General features: G+C 40.1%; 27 protein-coding genes, 1 pseudogene and 1 riboswitch. Of the genes and pseudogenes, 11 read left to right on the top strand and 17 right to left on the bottom strand.

Annotated features, from left to right (window positions below):
* The 6 genes from M313_RS0121285 to M313_RS24790 form a co-directional block, all read right to left on the bottom strand.
* Window positions 1-750, bottom strand: a 750-nt coding sequence (locus tag M313_RS0121285) for an MFS transporter (RefSeq protein WP_010200006.1), incomplete at its 3' end; no start/stop codon positions are given.
* A gap of 310 nt (window positions 751-1060) precedes the next feature.
* Window positions 1061-1765 (bottom strand): YfjC family protein, encoded by a 705-nt coding sequence (locus tag M313_RS0121280; RefSeq protein ID WP_010200003.1) that lies wholly within the window; start codon window positions 1763-1765, stop codon window positions 1061-1063.
* 63 nt (window positions 1766-1828) lie between these two features.
* On the bottom strand, window positions 1829-2134 hold the full coding sequence (locus tag M313_RS0121275; RefSeq protein ID WP_010200000.1) for a hypothetical protein: 306 nt from the start codon (window positions 2132-2134) through the stop codon (window positions 1829-1831).
* 75 nt (window positions 2135-2209) lie between these two features.
* The gene (locus tag M313_RS0121270; protein ID WP_010199997.1) at window positions 2210-2518 is read right to left on the bottom strand and encodes a hypothetical protein; all 309 of its coding nucleotides are present in this window, start codon (window positions 2516-2518) and stop codon (window positions 2210-2212) included.
* A gap of 60 nt (window positions 2519-2578) precedes the next feature.
* On the bottom strand, window positions 2579-2887 hold the full coding sequence (locus tag M313_RS0121265) for a hypothetical protein (protein WP_010199995.1): 309 nt from the start codon (window positions 2885-2887) through the stop codon (window positions 2579-2581).
* 466 nt (window positions 2888-3353) lie between these two features.
* On the bottom strand, window positions 3354-5030 hold the full coding sequence (locus M313_RS24790; protein WP_010199991.1) for a T7SS effector LXG polymorphic toxin: 1677 nt from the start codon (window positions 5028-5030) through the stop codon (window positions 3354-3356).
* A gap of 361 nt (window positions 5031-5391) precedes the next feature.
* On the opposite strand from M313_RS24790, the gene M313_RS0121250 reads away from it, so the two are divergent.
* Entirely contained in the window at window positions 5392-5958 is a 567-nt protein-coding gene (locus M313_RS0121250; RefSeq protein WP_010199990.1) for a GNAT family N-acetyltransferase, read from the top strand.
* 65 nt (window positions 5959-6023) lie between these two features.
* Here M313_RS0121250 and M313_RS0121245 read toward each other — a convergent pair whose 3' ends face one another.
* Window positions 6024-6206 carry a hypothetical protein gene (locus M313_RS0121245; protein ID WP_010199986.1) on the bottom strand — a complete coding sequence of 61 codons (183 nt, stop codon included), beginning with the start codon at window positions 6204-6206 and terminating at the stop codon, window positions 6024-6026.
* Window positions 6207-6586: 380 nt separating this feature from the next.
* Between M313_RS0121245 and M313_RS0121240 the strand changes: the two genes are divergently transcribed.
* Entirely contained in the window at window positions 6587-7138 is a 552-nt protein-coding gene (locus tag M313_RS0121240) for a C1q-like domain-containing protein (RefSeq protein WP_010199982.1), read from the top strand.
* Between the two features lie 128 nt (window positions 7139-7266).
* Here M313_RS0121240 and M313_RS0121230 read toward each other — a convergent pair whose 3' ends face one another.
* From M313_RS0121230 to M313_RS0121220, 4 genes are read right to left on the bottom strand one after another with little or no spacing between them, the layout of a single operon-like run.
* A complete protein-coding gene (locus M313_RS0121230) occupies window positions 7267-7623 on the bottom strand; it encodes a YxeA family protein (RefSeq protein WP_010199979.1) in 357 nt (118 codons plus the stop codon).
* The gene (locus M313_RS24290) at window positions 7623-8960 is read right to left on the bottom strand and encodes an ABC transporter permease family protein (protein ID WP_326929625.1); all 1338 of its coding nucleotides are present in this window, start codon (window positions 8958-8960) and stop codon (window positions 7623-7625) included. Before M313_RS24290 ends, M313_RS0121230 begins: the two co-directional genes overlap by 1 nt.
* On the bottom strand, window positions 8947-9486 hold the full coding sequence (locus M313_RS26880; RefSeq protein WP_326929624.1) for an FtsX-like permease family protein: 540 nt from the start codon (window positions 9484-9486) through the stop codon (window positions 8947-8949). The genes M313_RS24290 and M313_RS26880 overlap by 14 nt, the downstream gene beginning before the upstream one ends.
* Window positions 9473-10240 carry an ABC transporter ATP-binding protein gene (locus M313_RS0121220; protein WP_010199978.1) on the bottom strand — a complete coding sequence of 256 codons (768 nt, stop codon included), beginning with the start codon at window positions 10238-10240 and terminating at the stop codon, window positions 9473-9475. Before M313_RS0121220 ends, M313_RS26880 begins: the two co-directional genes overlap by 14 nt.
* Window positions 10241-10432: 192 nt before the next feature.
* Here M313_RS0121220 and M313_RS0121215 point away from each other — a divergent pair, with 192 nt between their 5' ends.
* Window positions 10433-11143, top strand: coding sequence for a response regulator transcription factor (locus tag M313_RS0121215; protein ID WP_010199977.1), 711 nt, complete (start codon window positions 10433-10435; stop codon window positions 11141-11143).
* A gap of 10 nt (window positions 11144-11153) precedes the next feature.
* Window positions 11154-12530, top strand: coding sequence for a sensor histidine kinase (locus M313_RS0121210; protein WP_010199974.1), 1377 nt, complete (start codon window positions 11154-11156; stop codon window positions 12528-12530).
* A gap of 86 nt (window positions 12531-12616) precedes the next feature.
* Here M313_RS0121210 and M313_RS0121205 read toward each other — a convergent pair whose 3' ends face one another.
* Window positions 12617-13039: an Lrp/AsnC family transcriptional regulator gene (locus M313_RS0121205; RefSeq protein ID WP_010199972.1), complete on the bottom strand. Its 423-nt coding sequence runs from the start codon at window positions 13037-13039 to the stop codon at window positions 12617-12619.
* Between the two features lie 154 nt (window positions 13040-13193).
* On the opposite strand from M313_RS0121205, the gene M313_RS0121200 reads away from it, so the two are divergent.
* From M313_RS0121200 to M313_RS0121185, 4 genes are all read left to right on the top strand, one after another.
* Window positions 13194-13637, top strand: coding sequence for a GNAT family N-acetyltransferase (locus M313_RS0121200; RefSeq protein WP_010199970.1), 444 nt, complete (start codon window positions 13194-13196; stop codon window positions 13635-13637).
* A gap of 315 nt (window positions 13638-13952) precedes the next feature.
* Window positions 13953-14573 carry a hypothetical protein gene (locus M313_RS0121195; protein ID WP_010199968.1) on the top strand — a complete coding sequence of 207 codons (621 nt, stop codon included), beginning with the start codon at window positions 13953-13955 and terminating at the stop codon, window positions 14571-14573.
* 28 nt (window positions 14574-14601) lie between these two features.
* Entirely contained in the window at window positions 14602-15378 is a 777-nt protein-coding gene (locus tag M313_RS0121190) for an Ltp family lipoprotein (RefSeq protein ID WP_010199966.1), read from the top strand.
* Between the two features lie 324 nt (window positions 15379-15702).
* A complete protein-coding gene (locus tag M313_RS0121185; RefSeq protein ID WP_157182535.1) occupies window positions 15703-16788 on the top strand; it encodes an endonuclease in 1086 nt (361 codons plus the stop codon).
* 496 nt (window positions 16789-17284) lie between these two features.
* Here the strand turns inward: M313_RS0121185 and M313_RS0121180 are convergent, their stop codons facing one another.
* Window positions 17285-18172: a 5'-methylthioadenosine/S-adenosylhomocysteine nucleosidase gene (locus tag M313_RS0121180; protein ID WP_010199962.1), complete on the bottom strand. Its 888-nt coding sequence runs from the start codon at window positions 18170-18172 to the stop codon at window positions 17285-17287.
* A 161-nt stretch (window positions 18173-18333) separates the two neighbouring features.
* Window positions 18334-18436: riboswitch (purine riboswitch) on the bottom strand.
* A 277-nt stretch (window positions 18437-18713) separates the two neighbouring features.
* Between M313_RS0121180 and M313_RS0121175 the strand changes: the two genes are divergently transcribed.
* Window positions 18714-19064, top strand: a complete 351-nt coding sequence (locus M313_RS0121175) for a hypothetical protein (protein ID WP_010199961.1) — start codon at window positions 18714-18716, stop codon at window positions 19062-19064.
* Between the two features lie 104 nt (window positions 19065-19168).
* Here M313_RS0121175 and M313_RS0121170 read toward each other — a convergent pair whose 3' ends face one another.
* The 4 genes and pseudogenes from M313_RS0121170 to M313_RS0121160 form a co-directional block, all read right to left on the bottom strand.
* A complete protein-coding gene (locus M313_RS0121170; protein ID WP_029326634.1) occupies window positions 19169-19645 on the bottom strand; it encodes a hypothetical protein in 477 nt (158 codons plus the stop codon).
* Between the two features lie 2 nt (window positions 19646-19647).
* Window positions 19648-20067, bottom strand: a complete 420-nt coding sequence (locus M313_RS0121165; RefSeq protein ID WP_029326633.1) for an SMI1/KNR4 family protein — start codon at window positions 20065-20067, stop codon at window positions 19648-19650.
* A gap of 12 nt (window positions 20068-20079) precedes the next feature.
* Window positions 20080-20202, bottom strand: a pseudogene (locus M313_RS27095) (hypothetical protein); the annotation flags it as partial.
* Complete coding sequence (locus M313_RS0121160; protein ID WP_234946592.1) at window positions 20183-20467, bottom strand: T7SS effector LXG polymorphic toxin; 285 nt, start codon at window positions 20465-20467, stop codon at window positions 20183-20185. The gene M313_RS0121160 and the pseudogene M313_RS27095, both read right to left, overlap by 20 nt.
* Window positions 20468-20729: 262 nt before the next feature.
* Between M313_RS0121160 and M313_RS0121155 the strand changes: the two genes are divergently transcribed.
* Both M313_RS0121155 and M313_RS0121150 read left to right on the top strand, forming a co-directional pair.
* Window positions 20730-21626, top strand: a complete 897-nt coding sequence (locus M313_RS0121155; RefSeq protein ID WP_010199954.1) for an alpha/beta fold hydrolase — start codon at window positions 20730-20732, stop codon at window positions 21624-21626.
* Between the two features lie 30 nt (window positions 21627-21656).
* A complete protein-coding gene (locus tag M313_RS0121150) occupies window positions 21657-22100 on the top strand; it encodes a VOC family protein (RefSeq protein ID WP_010199953.1) in 444 nt (147 codons plus the stop codon).
* Window positions 22101-22157 lie beyond the last annotated feature (57 nt).

Raw genomic sequence — 22157 nt, 5'->3', positions numbered from 1 at the left:
TTTCAACACATCCGCCAAGTAAACAGGAAAAAGATAGTTTGTGAGCATCACCCCAATGAACGGCAAGGTCGAGGCCAGCAAAAACAGGAACATCGCCGGCTCCCTTTTCATAAAATCAATGGCCGCAAATGCGCTCCTCTTAGAACCCTCGGAAACTCCTCCCCCTGCACGCTTCCTCACATAAGGTATCTTCACAAAAAAGTAAATCGCAATCGCGTACGTACACACATCCAAAAACAAAATATAATGAAGGTCCCATTTTAATAGAAGAACACTAGCAATCGCTCCGGCCACCATGCTCGACAACTGACCCTGCACCTCCATCGTGCCGTTCAATACCTTAAATTGATCTTTAGAAAACAACTCCTGATTTAAAGCAAACATCGTTGGATAAAAAATCGTGTAATACAGGCTACCAATCATGTAGATGACAATATAATGCCAAAGTTCATAGTCCAATCCAACAAAACCAACTCCCGAAAATAAAGCCAAAGCAAGGAGACTGACCACCTTACTGCTTACCAGCATTCTCTTCCTAGAAATTTTATCAATCAAATACCCCAAGTACGGCGTCAAGATAAAATTGATGATAGTCATACAAATTGCCACATAACCAAACACTTCATTGCCATTATCGCTCGTCACCAACAGCCACGGAATCGCAATCATCGTGATCCCGCTACCAATCGCTGACGCCACATTGGCCAAAATTATATACTGAAACCTGCTGTCCTTATATAAACTGTTCATTGCTGATCTCCCTCTTCACCTTTGATACTTTTATCATAAAGGAAGAAGAATTTGGTAACATTCAGCGAAGGATGGAAGTTATAATACTGCTTTCTAATGGGATAAGTACGACTTTAGATGTAGCTGCAACGTATCCTTCAATCGTTCGCCTCTGCTATCTGACTTACTGTCCAAACTACTCCCAATACAAGCGAAGCGACAAATCCCAACAAAAAACGACCCCGCTAAGAAACAGCGAAGTCGCACATAGTAATTGTAATGGAGGCAAGCACGCCCCCAACTTGGGCGGCGTGCCTGTCCCCAAAACCCATTATTCAAATAAATCCCCAAACGAAAACGGTGCAATGATCAAATTATCCTCATTGTTTTCGATAAACCATGTCTGCTCCCCACTACTAATATACAAAAGGGCACCAATGGCTACCTGCTCCCCAAGACGATAATCATACAACGAATTCAACTTGCCTTTCTTCGCCACAAGCACGTCTAAAAAATGCGGATCAAACAAACTGGACTCTTCTCCAGTAAGCTCCCTGCCCGCCAACAATTTGTCTACAACCTTTTCAAATTGAGGCTCCTTCACAGAAAATGCCTGACCTTCCACTCGATTAAGACTCAGGTCCATCAACCTGCTCACTTTCTGCTCATCCGACTCAACAAATAACTTGAAAATACGGTTATCATACAATGATTGTTGAACAGTAAAATTCTTATCGCAGAATAACGACACCGTACTGGCACCTTCATCAGTAGCAATTTGGCAACGAATAATACGTTTAATCTTTGTCAGGCCCATCAAAAAGTTTTGGAACTGTTCATCCACCTTCTCCTGATTACGGTCCACCGACAATAACCCTTTAGAAATCAGGCCGCTTGTCGCACTATCCAGCCGACACTCCAATAACTGATCCGAAATATCACCGAACACTTCGTCCTTGATCGAAGCGGCCACTTCCGCCCCATCAAGCAATAAAAGCGATAGTATGTATTCTTCCGCGGTAAGAGTATATGACATATGAGTAACTCCTTTCTTTTACAGGACTCGTTTAATAGTTTTCCTTAACAGTTCCACAATCGATTAATACTGATCTGCAATATACCCAAATATAATGAAGCAAAGTATCGCTACAATTAATATGAACATGGCATAAAAAATTAACAACACCCTCGCCACAAACCAATTATATCGCTCATATATACTACCTGCCGCCCATTGAGTCAAACCTATTACAGGGAAACATAAGACATCTAGAAGACCCCCATGAGTAATCCAGCGATAAAAGCCTCTTCCTGCTGATCTGCTAAGTATATATAAGAGGGCAAAGATAAAATTAAATGTTAAACCTCCACCAACCATAAAGAAAATAGTTCCAATGAATTCCATTAAACTCTACACATCCTACAACACTAGCAATTTATTATTTGTGCAAACAAAATTTTCAACACATCTAAACATAAATTACATCCGATCTGTAAAATAACCAAACATACTAAAGCAAAGTAATGAAAAAATTAATATAAATATGGCATAAAAAAGCAGAAACACTCTTGCCACAAACCAATTATATCGCTCATATAAACTACTTGCCGCCCATTGAGTTAACCCAAATAACGGGGCAAAGATAATCGCCAAAAAATCCAAATCATGAGTAAACCAACGATACACTCCATTTCCTGCTGATCTACTAAGTATATATATAAGGGAAAAGAAAAAATTAATTAATATAAATGCCCCAAGAGAACCAAAAGAAACCGCAAGAATTTGCATTATTATCTAACATCCTTTAATACTACCTTTAAAAAGCAAATTGCATTCTTCTATACTTAATCACCGCTTACCTACAAAATAGGTGAAACCAATAAAAAACGCAATCATAAGAGAGAAAATAACAATTGCATAAAGAATTAACAACATTCTCGCTACAAACCAATTAAATCGCTCATACGTACTACTAGCAACCAATTGAGTCAATCCAAAAAAAGGAAAAACCATAATGGCAAGAAAGTCCATTCCTAAAGTAATCCAACGATAAAAACCTTTCCCTGCCGATTTACTAAGTATATATACTAGTGAAAATAAGAAGTTAAATAATAAAAAAACTGAGAGCATAAAACTAATAGTTTCTAAAAATTTCATTAGGTATCTAGCATCCTTCACATTACGGTTACTGAATATCCATAACATAACCAAAGATTAACACTTCAATTATTTTAATTGTGTGTATATAACTATTCCTCTTCAGCAATTAATACTTATCTGCCATATACCAAAACATGCTAAAGCAAACGATTGATAGTATAAAAATTAGTAAGGCATATAAAAGTAGTAACACTCTCGCTACGAACCAATTAAAACGTCCATAAGTAATATCTGCTACCCATTGGGTTATTCCAAATAACGGAGCAGATAAAATCTCCAAGAAATCAAGGTCATAGGTAATCCATCGATAAAAACCTTTCCCAGCTGATCTACTTAGTATATACAGGAGGGAAAAAAGAAAATTAATTAGTATAAATATACCTAGCATACCGACAAAAATTGCAATATATTTCATTACGTATCTATCATCCTTTAACATCACCTTTATTTTTTTAAAGTTAAATTAACCTACCCATCCAAAGAGTGAATCCTTGGCATTACTTAATGCATCTTTAGCGCCTTCAATTGCACTTTTTGCCTTTTTCTTAACATCATAAATTTTCTCTCCAATAGCTGCCCCAGCATCACTTGCCCATTTATTTGTGTATTTGGATGCCCATTCGCCAACTGTAGCCCCAATTGCACTTCCAATTACGGCTCCAGCAGCTGCTCCAAAAGGGGCAAATGGACCTGAGAGTACTCCTCCAATGGCTGCTCCAACATAAGCTCCTGCTGTAGCACCACCTACTGTTGCAACGGCTCTATTTGTTTCTTCTGCAACAACACGCCCCAGCACATTATGTTTTTCTTTTCCTTCTAAACCATCTGCTTCACTCCTTCTTTCCCATGCCGTAGTAATCGCAGTATAGGTGCTAACAAAAGCAGTCGCCGTACCTGACGCTCTAGCAGCAACTTTCTTAAAAGCTTCCTTTGGAATGACCATGTTTTTCGATGAATGTTTCACAATTTTCTCTTTGACAACTTCATGTAGAGACATGTGCCCAGTTGCTCTTTTCCACCCAAAAGCTTGTGCTCTCTTCATAAAACTTCTAGGATCCTTAAATTCCTTCCCTAGCTTAGCCTTTTGAGCTTTCAATTCTTTTTGCATATTCCTATACTGCTTAGAAGTCCTATTAATCTTCTGAATGAGTAACCGTGACCATTTAGGACCAATTCTACCTTTAAGAAACTGAGAAACCTTCCTATTATACTTAAACGTATAATGATTCTTCTTTTTTGTGTACTCAATCCGAAGAAGATTAGATTTGTGTGCTGCCACCATGACCGCAAGTGGCGCAAAGGAGTCAAAAGCACCATCCTTTATGGCCTGGAAAAGGCTTTTCCGCTCATCCTTATCTCCTGTGTCCGGTCCATCCGAATTCATATTACTCTCATGCGACAACAACAAATTCAACGCACGTTCACTAATCGAGTTCCCATTCAGCGTCGTACCCGAAGCACTACCAGGTGCATTCACTCCAGACCCCACCGCTTCATTCGCCAACTTCTCTAGCAGCGAACCAGATTCATACCCGCCGATACTGATTTTTTTCGCAGTGAACATGGAATTTATCTGTTCAATATAACCGGATGCAACCTGGCTACTTTCTGAAACAGCATCTAGTTTTCTCGTTTGTTCCTGATCAAATACATGTAGTTTCTCAAGCGTTTGGTCAATATCCTTCTCTGCCATTCGGACCTGATCGACAAATCCATCTTCCCTTAAGTTGGGCAAGGAGACAATGTCGCTCACAGAATAGAGAATCTGATTTGTTTCGTTTGCTAAGTCTGTTGTCATTCGCCTTGCATTATCCAGCGCGCGCGGCAAGTCGTTCTGCAAAAAGCTCTCATTAATATAGCCTGAACTCGATGGTTCAACAGACTGGAGAGCACTTTTCATTCCATTTAACGTGTTCTTAAATTCATCAAGCATAGATTGATAATAGGTCAAAAATGGAATATGGCAGTCCTGATAAAATGCTCGAATTGCCTGTCCACCTTGCCCCTTCAAGGCATCTTCCAGACCAACGATCCCCATGACATCATTATGTATCTTTTCCACTGCTTCCTTTTGCAACTCCAATTTCTCTAGCATGGATTGAAGTTCTGTATGAAGCGAATCTACTTCTAAAATTTTCATTTCACGGTCACCACCCACGTTCATTTAAAAACAGTTAGTTTAATTTTACCAATTTGCCAACTTGTTTAGAATAGGTGTTATGGTTTATGTTTTTTTCTAGATAGCAAGCCCCTACTCCAAAAACTGTAACTTTCTTCCTATCTCTATGGACGGAAATCGAAGTTTCTATAAAACATTTGCTCTAGTATACTTCCTTTTTTTCACATTCCCAATTTATGAAAAGCTGAAACTCTGAATTTTCCAATCACATTTAGTCGAATGGCATTTATATGATCCAAAATGGACTATATAATGAAAAAGTGGCTTATAAATTAAAAACTTGGACTATAAAATAGATAACGCACCATGAGGAGATGTCATATTGACTAAAAAAGAGGGAAAATTCGAGTATTTTTCAGAGACTGCTAGATTATTAATAAGACCATTAAACAAAAACGACTATCAAAACTGGTTAAACGAATATGAAAATAGGTTACCTTCCCAACATCCTTATGATGAAGGAAAAATGGATATGAGTGTATGTACGTTAGAATGGTTTCACAATCTGGTTGATAAACATCAAGAATTGGCACTAGAAGACAAAGCTCATATATTTGGTGTGTTTAGAAAAAATGATGGGACGCACATAGGAATGATCGATTTTTCCATTCTTGCAAGAGATGATTTCCATTGGGGAAGGATAGGATATACGATACATAATCAGTATTGGAGATTAGGTTACGGCAGAGAAGCAGTAAGCGCAGCACTTGCCATTGCTTTTCAACAGTTGAACTTTCACCGCATAGAAGCCCACATTAATTTGGATAATACTCCTTCTATGAAATTGGCAGAAAGTGTTGGGATGGAATTTGAATGTGTTCGGAAAGACTTTATATACGAAAATGACGAGTGGACCGACCATTTAGTTTATTATAAGAACGCTAATTAAGATAAAAGCTTCCATTCCTAAACGAACTAGGAATGAAAGCTTTTCTTCTTACAAAGGAACGACCATTAGTTCATTCCATTCCATTCCCCTTGATTCTTAGAGGACTTTTCTTTTTTCGCTTTTTCTTTATGGGCTTGGTTAGCTGCTGCACTACCTAATTCCTTAGAAAATTCAGCGTCTGTTTGACTAGCGTCAAAGCCTTTTTTATTCTTTTGTTCCGCATCTGTTTTGCCGCTTCTTTTTGCCATGGTGTGTATCCCTCCTTTTTTCGTTTTCGATCTTAGTATGAAAAAGATAAGAGAAATTATACCGACGTCGTAGGGACAGGCACCCCGCCCCACTTCCCTACCATTCAAAATGGGTCAGCGTGCTTGTCCGAGACCACTGAAAAACTGATATCATATAGTGCTTGTTGATTTCGAGCTGTGGATTGGAGCAAATGGCGAAGACTCCAGCGGGGGAGTAGCGACAATGTTGAGACCCCGCAGGGCGCAGACCGAGGAGGCTCAAAGTTCCCAGCGGAAAGCGAAGCCATTTGCGGAAATCAACAGCGGTGTCTATACCCTCAACCCAATCAAATCTATCACCGCTTGCATATATTAGTAGAAACGATAAGGAGGTGAGAAAATTGAAATACTATCATTACAAGAGTGATGAAACGCCCGCTACTGCTTCTTTCCACCATCATAAAAAAGACTCTAAAGACATTACCATCAACGTAAAATGCGGTGAAGGTGGTCGAGACCGCATGACACCAGCATTCCGCGCACTAAAAACAGGCATTCAACCACTAGTAGCAGGTCAATCAAGTAAAATCACGTTTGAAGAAGAGCAGTTCGATATCGGTAACATCTACAACTCTACTAACTCTACGTTTGTACCTCGTGAAAGTGGAGTCTATTATGTAGCAGCAAGCTTTACCTTTGCACCAGATGAAAATGTTCCGTATCGAACAAGAGCAGACATTGTCGTAAACGGCATCACCGTTCAAGTCGATAATGATTACTGGAATCAACTAACAAACCTCAACGTCGTCAATGTTTCAGCCGTCCTCCAACTGCAAGCTGGAGACCTCGTTGAAATTTTCGGCCAAAGCACTACCGACGGTGACATCGAACCCGACATCGAAATTCCAAACTTCGGATTCAGCTCCAATTTCGAAGCATTTAAGGTGTCATAGGGAAAGGCACACCGCACCGCACTGGGTCACCATGACCCACATCCATCCCCTTCACCACAAAAAAAGACGGTACCTCCGCATCCATGTCTTCCACGGAGCGAAGTACCGTCACTTCTTTTACTGTCCACTCACGCCCCTCCCCCAACAGCTCTCTGGTAGACCTCATAGGTAACTTCGTCGTATGAGGTTACGTTGTCTTCATTTGTTAGGTATAGCATGAGGTAGGCTTCTTCACGCAGTTCCTTACTAGCGGAGAATTTTACTTCTATCATCCTTCCGTCTTCATGATATGCGGGCAATGTGTACCAGTAGGTTGTCATAATTTCACCGGAATCCAACTTCATTTCCTCCACAGAAGTGGGCTTTGTAATTTGAACATATGCATTATCTTTTGCTAGTCTATTGAAATCAATGTTTGACAAGACAAGGACGATTCCAACAAGAAGAACGAACATACCACTAACAAAAATTATGAATTTTTTCATCAAGATTCCCCCACATAGTGTTGTTGAATAGTTTTATTAAAGCCTCTAACAGTCACAAAATAGTAAATGGTATAGATGGCGGTGTATGCAAGCATCCAAAGGACAACAGGAACCCGCAGATCCATCATGAACAGCTTGGAAAATGCCGCCAGGGCAACCCCACCGTGGAGCAGACCTAACACGAGCGGTGCCGTAAAGATAACCGCCACTTGATTGCGAACGGTGCGTTTTCGTTCCCGGGTTGAAACCCCAAGCTTATGAAGCATCGCATACTTTTCTTTATCTTCTTCCGCCTCTGTCATCATTTTGAAAAAGATGATACTTCCGGTCGCTACTAGAAATACCAACCCTAAAAAGCTCCCCACAAACAGGAGTGAGCCAAATGCTTCAATTGACTCTTTATAATCCTTTGTGGCACTAGAGAAATTTACGGAGACAGGTGAAGCCTCTAATTGCTCTGACAAAGCCAGCTGATTTTTGTAATCCTCAACCTGCACCGCTTGAAAAGTCCGCTCATCAGATGCGATGCTCCTATACTCCTCATCTGTTACGACAACCGTGATGCTACCAAAGGAAAAGGTATTTAATAATGCTTTGTCATATTGCTTGACGATTGTATGCTTTTTTTCATCAATAACAACCGATTCTTGTTTGATGGACCACCTTTCATCATAAAAGGCGTCAATCATCAGGATTTCGCCTTCCTTGATGCTATGCAGGTCGCTCCACTCCAGATAGCCTGCAACCTTTTCAAACGTAGACTGATTGATGACCGAATATTCCCTTTCATACCCGTCCTCTGTTACACGTATCGCTTTACTTCTAATGGTTTCTTCATGCTCTAACACACTAGCATCAATAGCAATGGGGTCACCTTCCCACATAAAGGTGAACGGCGCATTGTCCAAGACACTTTTTTCCGCATTATAGTAGATGCCGAAAACCCCACCACCCGCAGTAATGGTCGTCGCACTCAAAATGGCGATGATCGTTAGCGTTCTGGCATTGGCGCGGATCCGGTAAAGCAGTTGTGAGACAGTCATCAGATTAAGACCCTTCCAAGCCCAGATCTCCTTCTTTTTCAAAACGGACAAAATAAATACCAAAACACTATGAAAAATAAGGCCAGAACCAATTACGGTTAAAGCAATAATGACTATTGGCATTGCTAGACCAAGCGTACGCCAAATTTCAGAGGTCAACAAATCTTGAAGTGCCAGCCAGTAGGCTCCACCTAGAGCTACGACACCTAATAGCGCTGTAATAGCCCGTGCCTTTGGTATCTCCTCTCCTTTTTTTTCAGCATGAAAGAGATCAATAAGTTTAAATTGATACATAACACGATATCCTTGTAACGATGTAAATAAGAAAAATAATGAAGAACACCAACAAGGTATTTAGTACGGCATCCATCGAAAACGCGAAACCGACAATCATGTTCATATTCATTAATTTCATCAAGATCGACAGCAGGACACGGGAAAGTAAAAAACCGAGTCCGAGTCCGACTACTAGCGACAATACGCCTATCACCATGTTTTCAAAAAAGAGCAAAAATCCAATTGAACGTTTGCGTACACCCAATAATGAATAGAGGGCTACTTCCTTTTTTCTCTTTTTCATAAAAAATGAATTAGAATAAATAATAAAGATGGCCACAAATATCATCAAGACAAATGCTGAGGCACTCATGATTCCTTGGATTTGCTTTGATGTTTCTTCAAGGGCACTAATGTCCCCGCTATATTTAAGCGTCACAAATGTAAAGTAGATGACGATGGAAAAGATGGTGGTACCAATATAAAGGGCATAGCTCTTTACATTACGTTGTATATTCTTTATGGCTAAATCAAATAACGTCATGGACGTCACCACCTAATGTAGCGAGTTCGCTTAATATATGTTGAAAAAACTCCTTACGCGACTTCGTACCGCGATATAGCTCCTTAGACAATTCACCATCTTTTATGAACAAAATTCTGCGACAATAGCTGGCTGCATACGCATCATGCGTCACCATCATGATAGTCGTCTCCTGTTCTTCATTCAGATTACTTAAGCTTGTGAGTAAATCCGAAGCAGACTTGGAATCAAGCGCACCTGTTGGTTCATCTGCAAAGATTAGCTTAGGATTTGTCACAAGAGCACGACTTGCGGCAGTCCGTTGCTTTTGCCCGCCTGACAGCTGATAAGGATATTTATCTAATAAGGAAGAAATACCAAATGTATCTGCCATCGCCTCTACCCTTTTCTTTATTTCGGCTGCCGGCTTTTTTGCAATCGCTAAAGGCAGCAAAATATTTTCCTTTACTGTTAGGGAATCAAGCAGATGGTAGTCCTGAAAAATGAACCCCAGATGATCACGACGGAAATCGGCTAGTGATTCATCCTTCAGCTTTGAAATATTTTCTTCTCCAAGGAAGATATCCCCCTTGGTCGGAGAATCAATTGTCGCCAAGACGTTTAACAAGGTGGATTTCCCAGCACCAGACGGACCCATCACCCCAACAAACTCCCCAGGATGAATCTCAAATGAGATATCCTGAAGCGCGTTAAAGGTATTTGTTCCCTTGCCATATATTTTTTGTACTTTATCTACCACTAATAATGGTTCCATTTATATACACCTCTTTCTTTCGTATGTCCTTACTATACCGGGCCAACCTTACATCAAAATCAACGGTACCTTACAAAATCCTTAAATTAGGTAAAACAGGTGGAAAAGACATACATTTAGTTCAGGCATTGATTTATACTAGTAGAAATGAGATTGGTGGATCAATAAAAGTTAAAGGAGGTGACTGGCATAATGGACAAACCACGAATATTAATAGTGGATGATGAAAAGGATTTATGTACATTAATTAAAACTGCTCTAATAAAAGAAGGATTTTCTGAAATAAGAATAGCTGGGACGGTTAATCAGGGGTGGAACGAGTTCAACGACTTCCATCCTAACATCGTCATTCTGGATGTCATGTTACCTGATGGTGAGGGGTATGATTTATGCAAAAAAATACGGGAGATTTCGCGGGTACCTGTGTTATTTTTATCAGCCAAAACAGAAGAAGTCGATAAAATTTTGGGGCTTGCAATTGGCGGCGATGATTATATTTCAAAACCATTCAGCCCAAAGGAAGTGGCGTTTCGAGTAAAGGCTCAGCTTCGACGTGCAGGCTACAGCACGGTTGGTGCATCAACTTCCAACAAAAATGAAAAGGTGATTTCTGTTGGTTCCTTTTCCATCAATCATGAGGAAACAGAAGTGATGAAAGATGGGAAGATGCTAGAATTGACCGCCAAGGAAGTTGGGTTAATGGCATGCTTTATGAGAAATCCCAATCATATTATTAGTAAAGAGACACTTTTTAATAAAGTGTGGGGGGAAGAATTTTACGGTGCAGACAATACATTAACGGTACATATCAGACGTTTACGTGAAAAAATAGAGGATACACCGTCCAAGCCAACTTATATCATTACTGTAAAAGGGCTTGGTTATCGATTCATCCCAAAGTAGGTGAGCACTTGTGAAATGGAAACTGACCGGACGTTATTTAGTATCTGTACTCATCATTGTCTTTATTGTAATAATCATTAACACCGTCATTCTTATTGGGATGTTCATTCAGCAACAAGGTCAAGGAATGGATGATGTTTCAAGCGATTCCGGAGAGGTGTTTTCCCGTCATTTCAACAAGTACTTAGTGATGGAAAACGGGCAGCCTGCCGTATCGGAAGAAGGGATTGAAGCTTTGCAATCTTTTGGTGCATGGATTCAAATCCTTGATACCAACGGGCATGTCGTCACCTCTGCCCTAGCTCCCGAAAATGCGCCTGAACACTATAGTCCCTTGGAACTTATTCATATTTATAAATACATGGATGATGAGTTTGTCACTTATTTTATTGGTGAGTTTGAACCCTATGATTATCTAGTCGGAGTTCCAGACTCTAAAGAGCAACGTGTCGTCTTCATGCTTGAAGCTGAATCTATTTTCGCTTTTCTTTCTAAATCCTTACTTGTCATTCTTATTGTGGACCTGATCATTGCATCTATTGTAGGGTTACTGTTCAGTTCTATATTAACAAAGCCTATAACAAGACTGATCGACCGTATAACACAACTGAAAAAGCGCAATTTTTCCGTATGGGAAATGAAAAAAATGGGGATTTTCAAGCCTGTATTCACCAACCTGAATGATGTATCCAAGACTCTCCAAGCCCATGAAAATGAACGAACAAAGCTCGAGAAATTGAGAGATGATTGGATCAGCAACGTTTCTCATGATTTAAAAACACCACTTGCTTCCATAAGAGGTTATGCAGAATTACTCCGCTATCAGGATTTAACACCAGAAGAGCGGTTGGAATATGCAGAAGTAATCGAACGTCAATCCATCTATATGAAGGATTTGCTTGATGACTTTAATCTCACAACAAGACTGAGGAATCAAGAGATGCCTCTAGATTTAGAGGAAACACGGGTCGAGAGCTTTGTAAGAGAGATTGTAATTGACCTATTGAATGACCCTCAATTCAGCAAATACCATATTTCTTTTGAGAGTAGTTCACCAGAATCAAACTGGAAAATGGATCGCCATTTAATGAAGAGGGCGATACTTAACTTTATTTATAATGCCCTCATTCATAATGAAGATGATATTGAAGTGAGCATACAAGTTATGTCAGACGGCATCCTAATTTCCGATACCGGAAAAGGAATCCCATCACACGACTTAGAGCATATTTTTGAGCGATATTACCGCGGTACAAACACCCAAAACATTCGTGGCACCGGACTCGGAATGGCCATCGGAAGAGATATCGTCGAAGCACATGGCGGAAAAGTCACCATAACAAGTGAGCTTGGTTGCGGAACAACCGTTAAGGTACTGATGAAGTAGTAGGGACAGGCACGCCGACCCATTTTGCTTAAGCAGAAGGGCCAGGCGTTTCGTCCTACTATAAACGAGTCGAGGAACCTGCCCCTCTACACCACCGGTTTAAACTCCACCACAGAAGACAACTTAATCAAGGTAGACGGCTCTCCAAACGGCAAAGTCGCATCAATGAATTCTTCAAGCTCTTTAACCGATTCCCCCACTACTTTCACTAAATAACTGTATTGACCTGCCAGTCGATGGCACTCCACAACAACCGGATGCTCTCTGCAAAAGTCTCTAAACTTCTTCCCTTGTTTGGTATCAAAGAGAATAAAGGCTGTCACATTCTTATCAAGTTTCTCAGGATCCACAATCGCCCTGTATCCCATGATTACCTCTTTATCCTCAAGCTTTTTCACCCGCTCATTGGTTGCCGGCGTGGAAAGCCCAATCCTCTTACCCAGTTCTGTCATCGATATCCGGGCATTTTCTTGAAGATGACGAAGAATACTTTGATCTATCTCATCCATGCTATATCCCACCCTGTCTTTTAAAATTAAAGTAATATTCTATTATTATAATAAAATCATAAGCCAATTGAATGAAATACCTTCAAATGCTTATGTAAATATTACCACCAAGTCGATAAAATAGAACTAATCTAAAGCAAGGGAGATAACAAAAATGGAGATCTATCAAGCTACCATAAAAGATTTAGAAGCTGTTGCCCAATTGTTTAATAGGTATCGTACTTTCTATCAACAAACACCAGATTTAGATGGAGCGAAGGCATTTATAAAAAGTCGCTTAGAAAACGAAGATTCCGTTATATTCATTGGAAAATCTAACCACGAATACGTCGGGTTCACCCAACTCTATCCCACCTTTTCATCCATCTCAATGAAACGAGCATGGATTTTAAATGACATGTTTGTAGATGCAAATGCCAGAAAACAAGGAGTCGGGGAACAACTTTTACAGAAAGCAAAGGAGTTTGCTAGTGAGACAGGGTCTAAAAGTATAACGTTGGAAACAACACCGGATAATGAAGCAGCTCAGCGATTATATGAGAAAAATGGATACAAGAGAGATGAGGAGTTTTACCACTATAATTTAGAACTTGTGTAGAGGACTCTTTGACCCACTAATATCACACGATAGACAGATTCCGAGGTCATAAAAACTGAAAACCTCCATACTTCTCCCACACCAAGAGACATGTTGCTTCAGCATGTCTCTTTTTTTATTAATTAACGGGTGAAGATGGGTTCATCCTCCCCTTCCCAACCTTCTCTCATATTTCAGAAGTTTTTACATATATTGGACTTAGAAAGTCACCATCTATTAACTTAGTAAAATATAACCAAATGTTAAAAACATATTGCAGTAATGTTACAGGGACGTTACACTGGGTGAAGATTTTGAAATGTAGGAGGAATTACTTTGAATAAATTATGGATTACAATTTTTTTAGCGGGGATGTTGGTACTTACAGCATGTTCCTCTAATAGTGATAAAGAGGCAGTTGCCGAGGAGAATTCTTCAACAGAAGCGAAGAATCAAGATACTTCAGATAGTGAAGCAGCTCGTGTGGACAAGGGCTTATTTAATGTTGAGGTTACCATTCCGGCCTCCATGTTTGAAGGTGAAGATTTAGACACTGTAATCGTTGAGGCTGAAGCAGAAGGGATTAAGGCTGCCAAGAATGATGACGGATCTGTTACTTACAAGATGAGCACGTCGAAACATAAAGAAATGTTGGCTGAAATTAATCAGTCCATAACAGATTCTATAGAAGAAATGAAAACTAGCGAAGATTTCGTTTCGATTCAGGATATCACTCACAATAATTCGTTTACTGAATTCACGATGGTGGTGAATAAAACAACTTATGAAAACAGCATGGACGGATTTGCATCTTTTGCCCTTGGCATTGGGGGAATGATGTATCAAATGTACGATGGAGTTGACCCTGACAAGTATAAGGTCAATATTCTTATTCAAGACGAAGAAACAAACGAAGTGTTTGATGAGATCATGTTCCCTGACGACATGAATGAGTAAGAAGAAGTAAAATCTAGGAGGAAAACTGATGGATAGTTTATTTTTAATATTATTTTTCATTTCATTTTTAGCATTTTTTGTAGGCATGATTAAGCCAAATATTGTTTTATCATGGTCTCCTGAAGCTAAGAGAAAAAGAAAAAATGTGGCGAAGTATTTTGGAATTGCTACTGTAGTATTTTTCACTTTATTTGCAATAACTACACCTGCCACTAGCGATAGTGCAGTTAACAGCGAGCAAATAGAGGAAGAAGATGAAGCTGAGAAAGAAGACAACGAGGCTGTGAAGGAAGAGGAAGAAGACAACGCTAAAAAAGAAGCGGAAGAGCAAGCCAAGAAAGAAGCCGAAGAGAAACAAGCTAAGATAGAGGCTGAAGAGCAGGCTAAGAAAGAAGCGGAAGAACAAGCTAAGAAAGAAGCCGAAGAGCAAGCTAAGAAAGAAGCCGAAGAGCAAGCTAAGAAAGAAGCCGAAGAGCAAGCTAAAAAAGAGGCTGAAGAAGCTGCAAGAAACGCAGAAACAATGGCACAAACACAAGCAGTTCAAATGGCGCAAGATTACCTGAATTACACTGCATTCTCAAGAACTGGATTAATCCAACAGCTAGAATATGAAGGGTTCAGTACTGCGGATGCTACTTATGCTGTAGATAAAATCAGTGTAGATTGGCAAGCCCAAGCAGTTCAAATGGCTCAAGACTACCTTGATTACACTGCATTCTCAAGAAGTGGCCTAATCGAACAGTTAGAATATGAAGGGTTCAGCAATGCAGATGCTACTTATGCGGTGGATGAAGTAGGTCTATAAAAAATTTCGTGGGTAGTGTGACAAATTCTTTCCCCGTATCAATTGAGACATGCAAATCAGCATGTCTCTTTTGAGTTTGGTTGACGGGATTAACATGGGTCGTCGTGCATGTCCCCTCGACTCCCCCTATCCTCCAAAAGCCTCATTTATCGCCTTTTACACAATTTTTACACAATTCCTAAACCTCGTGTTGTACGCTATTTATGTAAGCAAGCAACCATGAGGAGGAGAAACGGTTTGAATCGATTAAACAAAAAAGTTAGAGGCTTATTTATTTTTCTATTCGCTTTTACCCTTGCATGCTCCCACGCCGTACCTGATTCGATGAGCGCTGCCGGTTCTGGTACTTGGAGCTCTCCGTTTACTGTCAGTCAAGCAAACTCCAATCAAAACGGTTCTACTCAGACTGTCGAAGGCTATGTAGTGGGACAGCCCACCGCAACCAATACAGTGGTTACGAGCAATTTTCCTAATGACTACGCATTAGCATTAGCAGACAGCCCGACTGAAACAAACACATCCAATATGATTTATGTTCAAATCCCATCTTCCTTCCGTTCAAGTTATGGATTGCAGAGCAACCCTGATCTAATGGGAAAAAAAATAAAGGTTACTGGTTCTTTAACAGCTTACTTCTCTCATTCAGGTGTTAAAAACGCATCTGCATTTGAGGGAGTTGATGGAGGGACAACAGATCCTACCGATCCTATTGACCCACCACCAAGCTACGATGAATATTACAGTTCTGCAGAAGGAAAAACAGGATCCGCATTGAAAACAGCGCTGCATAACATCATCGACGATCACCAGACTCTATCCTACTCTGCCGTGTGGGATGCGCTACGTAATACAGATGAAGACCCGGCAAACGCCAACAATGTTCTTTTACTCTATTCCGGCCGTTCTCAATCCAAGACCACAAACGGGGGCGGAGTGGACGACTGGAACCGCGAGCATGTATGGGCAAAATCCCATGGTGACTTCGGTACGACACAAGGCCCAGGCACAGACCTTCACCACTTACGCCCAACAGATGTAACGGTAAACTCCTCCAGAGGAAACTTGGACTTTGACAACGGTGGAAGCCAACATGCGGAAGCACCAGGTAACTATTATGACAGTGATTCCTGGGAACCGCGTGATGAAGTAAAAGGCGACGTAGCGCGCATGATTTTCTATATGGCGGTTCGCTATGAAGGAGACAGCGGGGAGCTAGATTTAGAAATTAATAACTTAGTAAATAACGGCAGTGCCCCTTACCACGGCAAACTGTCCGTCCTGCTGCAATGGCACGCAGAAGACCCAGTGGATGCAAGAGAAATCCGCCGCAACAATATCATATTCGAAAACTACCAAGGAAACCGCAACCCATTTATCGACCACCCGGAATTTGCGGAGATGATTTGGTAGAACACTATTTAGGGACGGAACTCTTAAGGGGTTCTGTTCTTTATTTTAATTAAACATCAACGTTTGAGCAGTCGAGGTACCTCCTGAGCTTCAACTGCAGTAAAATACAATTTTTTTTATAGAAAATGACTCTTTTTTTACTTATAAAATTTAGTTCGGACAACTATCCTTATGCTTCGGACAATTAAGAAGGTAAACAATGAGGAGTTCAGACAAATCAACGCGACATTCGGTCAACTTTTGACCACCTTTGGACACCCTAAAATTTCGTTCGGTCAATTACCGTCAATCTTCGGTCAACTATGCTGAAACTTCGGCCAACTTTTCGAAATCTTCGGTCAAAAATCGAAAATCTTCGGACATTTGACTAAGGACTGAGAACTATCCGCTTCATGGATCGAGTGACATGTCCCCGCGCATGAAGAGAACTTCCACATACATAAAATGGCCCCCATTAAATGGAGGCCTTTCACAAGTATAGCTCTTTATCATCCGGTTATTCCTCATTACCATCCAACGTGCCGATGTATTCTTTCACCACTTCATACACATATCCTTGGTTGGCTGTTGCTGTTTCCGGGTTGTATTTGCCCCCGTTCACTTTGTTGTTAGATAGTATTCTTATGCCTAAAAATGCGATATCATACGCGCCCGCGATTTGAGCAGCTGCGGCTCCTTCCATTTCTTCTACGGATGTTCCGTATTTTTCATGGAACCATTTAATCCGATCTACTTCATTATTCCAGACATCTGCAGAGCCGATTGTCCCCTGAACAACTTTCCCTTCCGTATACGTATCTATTACGGCATTGGCAGCTGCAAGCAGTTCTTTGTCTCCTTCATAGTAACGAATCTTTTCGGCATTAGGGTCTTCTCCTGCACTTCCTTCAGAAGCCATCAAGTCCATCGGCTTCCATACAGTTGGATCAATTCCTTGGTTTTCGTCCTTATCCGCTGTCTTTAAGGAACCAAGGTTGGTCGTTCTTTCGCCTAACACGATATCAAAGACATTTAGATCTGCATCATGTCCGCCAGATGTTCCTTGGTTGATGATGGCAATCGGATTGTATCGCTCAATGGCAACTGCAGTAGCTGCTGCCGTATTTTCCATCCCTTTACCGGTTTTTGCAACGATGACCGGGTAGTTATCTAAAGTCCCTATGTAAAAAACAAACGATCCTGATTTTTCTTCCTTCACATTCTCAAGTCTATCTGCAAATTTTTCTGCTTCAATTGGCATCGGTCCTTGAACCATAATCGGCCTTTGCGTTTTCTTTTCCTTACCTGCTGATTCGGTCGTAGAACTGCAACCTGCAAATACCGACACTAACAGTACCGCAATCAATGTTAATGAAGCGAATTTTCTTACCATAATGTTTTTCATACGTAATCTCTCCTAAGTAGTATTTTCCTGCTGCTCTGGTCAAAAGAAAAAGGCCTAGAAAATAGAATAATTTCTACCCTCTACACCTACGAGTTCAAGTATAAATAACGACGCAGACAAATAGCCCTGCATCAAAAGTTGGAATCAGCAAAAAAGCGGATTTCCCCTATACTTTCAATCGTAGTCCAGTTCTTTCACGGGAACCGGGTAGAGACACTCAGACCATATTACCGAGTATATACGAGTAAATATATTTAATTTTACTACTTTCCTAATATAACAAACGCACATTGGAATATCAACGAAAATACGAATATTAATTATAAATACCTATTTAAATGTTCGTCTTTGGTGGGTTGAGGGGACAGGCACGGCGACCCACCAATAGTTTTAAGCACTATTCATAAAAAATAAAGAAAATCATCTCAAATACCTCCACGAGATGGTTTCTTTGCATGAGTCTTTAAAAAGGTGGCACCCACAGGAAAATTCTTGAATTTACGCCTCTGCTTCCTTTATGCTTAATCAGGGGGGATTTTTTATGAAAGAATGGATAGCTACAATAACCATACCACAACTGTTAATCGGTAGTATTCTTTTGTTGGGATTAGCAATCATCCTCAACATCGTGATATACCGAAAATATCGAAATCAACCGAAAGTAGACAAAGGCATGGCACTTGTCTACCACAAACTTAGCACACGCAGAAAATTGATTCGCAACTTGTGGATGGCGCCTATTTTCTTAGGTTTATTGCTACTAGTGATGTACTTGACAGATCAGATGGATCCTTTTGGATTTTTCGTATTCGGCATTGTAACCACTCTCGGGATAGTAGATTGTATTCGCCTATACCGTAGATGGCAACAGGAAAAAAGGGAAGTCCACTAGTGCTATTTGTATAGGTGATTATACTGTTAATATGTAAATTAAAGGAGTGCGGATTGCACTCCTTTTTAAATTCTTCAAATTTATTAGATGTCACAATTCTACTCTTATGATTTTTTCAGTCTAGTAATATCACAATTTTCTATTGAGAATTTCTCTAAAAAATCCAAAGCCTTTTGTGTAACCACTAATTCTCCTTTTAGCGATAGAGAAAAATGATGTCCTGACCAATTTTTAAAGCTCTCCCCTTCAATTTCTATTGTTCCAAGTGGAATAAATCTAGTAAAAGAAGGTAGCTCTTTATTAGGATACAATTCCTCAAATTCATCTGAGGTCGTTACTAAACAATCTTCCAGCTTATAGTCCCTAAAATCGCTCTTTAATAGTTCATTTTTTAGATTATTAGAAATTATGAAAGTAGGTGTGGACTCAATAAGGTCGTCTCCTAGCCAGCCTTCAAACTCATAATGCAAAAATTCAACCTGACCGGATATGCCATCATTTCTCACATTTTCTTCGGTTCCATATATTGTTTGTTCACCATGGCCACCAGAAACTTCTGGTTCCAGAAAATACAGCATCATCTTTACCCCATATCAATATAATATTTGTCGTCTTCCATTACTTTCTTCAAAAACTCTTCTAAAGAATCTGCTATTTTAATCTCGTCGTAATAAATCGAATTATTTTTCTCCTCACTCAAATCAATTAATAACAACGCACTTTCATTTGCTTCAAAAAATATTAATTTCCCATCTTCAAGTTCTTCATATACTTCTATATCAGGATAAAATTCAAAATCATTCACTTTTAATCTGGCATCCCTTATAGATGCTGGTCCCATAATAAGATTGATATTATATTCCGATTTTTTCAAGAACCCATAACCAACTTCTATAAGGAACTCTCTCAATTCATTAGGAAAACTTAACCCAAGGGTTGACTCAACTTCTTCTATTTCTTTTTCACTTACAGGGAAAAACTGATTACCTACTTGGTTTTTAATAAAATTATATCTCTTATTATTTCCCCCTTTAAATAAATCATTTGCAGGAGAGTCGGTACCATGAATTCCTGATTGATGTTCATTAGGGAATTTTGCAGGATGAATATTCCACCACTCATGTTCTCCTTTGAAGCTCACTCGTCAGGTAGGATTCATCGATAAATCCCCGTGAATCTCCCTCCAGCCCGTCCATCTCAAATTGAATCTGTTGAAGCTTCGATTGAAAGTTTGCGAGAAACGTTTGGAAGAACTGCAAAAATGGAAGATGCGCGTATTCAAAAAATCGTCTATTCGCGTTGGCTCCCTTACCGCGAAAGGAATCCTTTGAACCGACAAAAGACCGAATGCTATTTTCCACGCCATTTAATTGTTTGTCTAATTGCGACAGTTGCTGGGTCATCCCTCTTATCCCCTCATGCAGAGATGACACATCTAAAACCTTCATCATTACCCTCCTCTCGCTATTATTTTACAAATACTGTATATACATAACTATCACATTTTGACCTATTTGGAGAAATTCCTGCATAGAATGGCAAAATGAGAGATTTGACCTATAAAAAGAATTTGATAGAAAGTCTTGAAGCGTTCCTAAAGGGTTTCTCACTTCCATATAGAATATATCAATTAAAGAGTTCTTAAATAGATACGGAGTTGATCCTGTGGGGGAAATAATACATATTCGCGGTACAAACCTTTATGTGGAGGAGATTGGAGAAAATAACGAGGATGCCTTGTTGTATTTGCACGGTGGTCCTGGCGCGAGCTGCATTGATTTTTGTTATGAACAGGCAAAATTGTTAGGGGAAAAACTGAGAGTCATTACATTGGATCAGCGCGGTGTGCTTCGTTCCGATCCAATCAAGGAAGATACAGATTTTGGTTTGAATGATATTATTGCAGACTGCGAGGCTTTAAGAAAGCAGCTCGGCATTCAATCATGGACCGTCCTAGGCCATTCAATTGGCGGTTATATTGCACTAAAGTATGCACACGAACATCCGAATTCTGTAATAAAAGTAATCTATGAGGCGCCAACCTTTGATTTGAAATTATCTACTCTATCAATGATTAAACGAGCCCTCCTACTATTGGATCCTGAACACGAATATAACCGTTACATCCAACAGGATTCCTATACTACCAAGGAGCTCTGGCATGCGATAGGTAAGGTTTATCAGGAATTAGGAGAGAAGAAGGATTCTATCTATCTAAAATCATTCGAGCCCCATGAGTTAAACCGCATCTACGAAAACGCCCAACTTCCTCCTGAAAATTGGGGCCGCTCACAGAAATATACCCATATGCTCGAGGAAGAAGGCATGATATTTGAAAGCCTGCTTCCCATCATTCCATTGGTAAAACAGCCCTCCCTACTTTTACACGGAGAGTTTGATCCAGTCTTATGTGAGCACCAGAAAAAATATTTCATGGACAACGCCCCTTCAAGCAAAACAGTTGTATTTGAACACAGCGCTCACTTTCCCCGATTAGAGGAACCGCAAAAGTATCGAGACGAAGTGGTGAGTTTTGTATTAGAAGCCGTTCCAAGTCAGTAAATAACAGAACATTATAAAGGAGGAAAATCAATGAACCGCATAAATATCATCACACTTGGCACAAAGGACATCATAAAGGCACACCAGTTTTACAAAGACTTAGGTTTTGACACGTCCATTAGAGGATCAGAATCCGCTCCAGCCATTATCTTTTTCAAAAATGAAGGAACACGGATTGCGCTTTATCCGGTAGAAGAACTAGCGAAAGATGTGAATGAGCAGCAACCTCCTGAGATCCGAAGTGGTTTCCCTGGAATATCCCTGGCTTACAATACAAAATCCATAGATGAAGTGGATGAAGTCATGAAGAAAGCGGAGTTAGCGGGAGCAACCATCCAGAAAAAGCCGCAGAAAACGGACTGGGGCGGCTATAGTGGTTACTTTACCGATCTTGACGGATACTATTGGGAAGTTGCTTACGGAGAGTTTTGGGAGTTTGATGAATCGAATATGTTGGTGATTGAGGATGTGTGACTAGCTGAATAAAATTTGATTTTTGAAAATAAAATCACACAGTATATAACACGCAAA

Source organism: Bacillus sp. m3-13, from assembly GCF_000175075.1.
GTDB lineage: Bacteria > Bacillota > Bacilli > Bacillales > Bacillaceae_I > Sutcliffiella_A > Sutcliffiella_A horikoshii_C.
This window is presented reverse-complemented; position numbering and strand designations above follow the sequence as displayed.

Excerpts from the sequence above, each read along its gene's own strand:
- M313_RS0121150 (WP_010199953.1), top strand. The coding sequence starts at position 21,657 with ATGAACCGCATAAATATCATCACACTTGGCACAAAGGACATCATAAAG.
- M313_RS0121200 (WP_010199970.1), top strand. The coding sequence starts at position 13,194 with ATGGAGATCTATCAAGCTACCATAAAAGATTTAGAAGCTGTTGCCCAA.
- M313_RS0121245 (WP_010199986.1), bottom strand. The coding sequence starts at position 6,206 with ATGGCAAAAAGAAGCGGCAAAACAGATGCGGAACAAAAGAATAAAAAA.
- M313_RS0121205 (WP_010199972.1), bottom strand. The coding sequence starts at position 13,039 with ATGGATGAGATAGATCAAAGTATTCTTCGTCATCTTCAAGAAAATGCC.
- M313_RS24290 (WP_326929625.1), bottom strand. The coding sequence starts at position 8,960 with ATGTATCAATTTAAACTTATTGATCTCTTTCATGCTGAAAAAAAAGGA.
- M313_RS0121220 (WP_010199978.1), bottom strand. The coding sequence starts at position 10,240 with ATGGAACCATTATTAGTGGTAGATAAAGTACAAAAAATATATGGCAAG.
- M313_RS0121185 (WP_157182535.1), top strand. The coding sequence starts at position 15,703 with ATGAGCGCTGCCGGTTCTGGTACTTGGAGCTCTCCGTTTACTGTCAGT.
- M313_RS0121215 (WP_010199977.1), top strand. The coding sequence starts at position 10,433 with ATGGACAAACCACGAATATTAATAGTGGATGATGAAAAGGATTTATGT.
- M313_RS24790 (WP_010199991.1), bottom strand. The coding sequence starts at position 5,030 with ATGAAAATTTTAGAAGTAGATTCGCTTCATACAGAACTTCAATCCATG.
- M313_RS0121265 (WP_010199995.1), bottom strand. The coding sequence starts at position 2,887 with ATGAAATTTTTAGAAACTATTAGTTTTATGCTCTCAGTTTTTTTATTA.
- M313_RS0121160 (WP_234946592.1), bottom strand. The coding sequence starts at position 20,467 with ATGACCCAGCAACTGTCGCAATTAGACAAACAATTAAATGGCGTGGAA.
- M313_RS0121190 (WP_010199966.1), top strand. The coding sequence starts at position 14,602 with ATGGATAGTTTATTTTTAATATTATTTTTCATTTCATTTTTAGCATTT.
- M313_RS0121280 (WP_010200003.1), bottom strand. The coding sequence starts at position 1,765 with ATGTCATATACTCTTACCGCGGAAGAATACATACTATCGCTTTTATTG.
- M313_RS0121275 (WP_010200000.1), bottom strand. The coding sequence starts at position 2,134 with ATGGAATTCATTGGAACTATTTTCTTTATGGTTGGTGGAGGTTTAACA.
- M313_RS0121270 (WP_010199997.1), bottom strand. The coding sequence starts at position 2,518 with ATGCAAATTCTTGCGGTTTCTTTTGGTTCTCTTGGGGCATTTATATTA.
- M313_RS26880 (WP_326929624.1), bottom strand. The coding sequence starts at position 9,486 with ATGACGTTATTTGATTTAGCCATAAAGAATATACAACGTAATGTAAAG.
- M313_RS0121170 (WP_029326634.1), bottom strand. The coding sequence starts at position 19,645 with ATGATGCTGTATTTTCTGGAACCAGAAGTTTCTGGTGGCCATGGTGAA.
- M313_RS0121175 (WP_010199961.1), top strand. The coding sequence starts at position 18,714 with ATGAAAGAATGGATAGCTACAATAACCATACCACAACTGTTAATCGGT.
- M313_RS0121180 (WP_010199962.1), bottom strand. The coding sequence starts at position 18,172 with ATGAAAAACATTATGGTAAGAAAATTCGCTTCATTAACATTGATTGCG.
- M313_RS0121230 (WP_010199979.1), bottom strand. The coding sequence starts at position 7,623 with ATGAAAAAATTCATAATTTTTGTTAGTGGTATGTTCGTTCTTCTTGTT.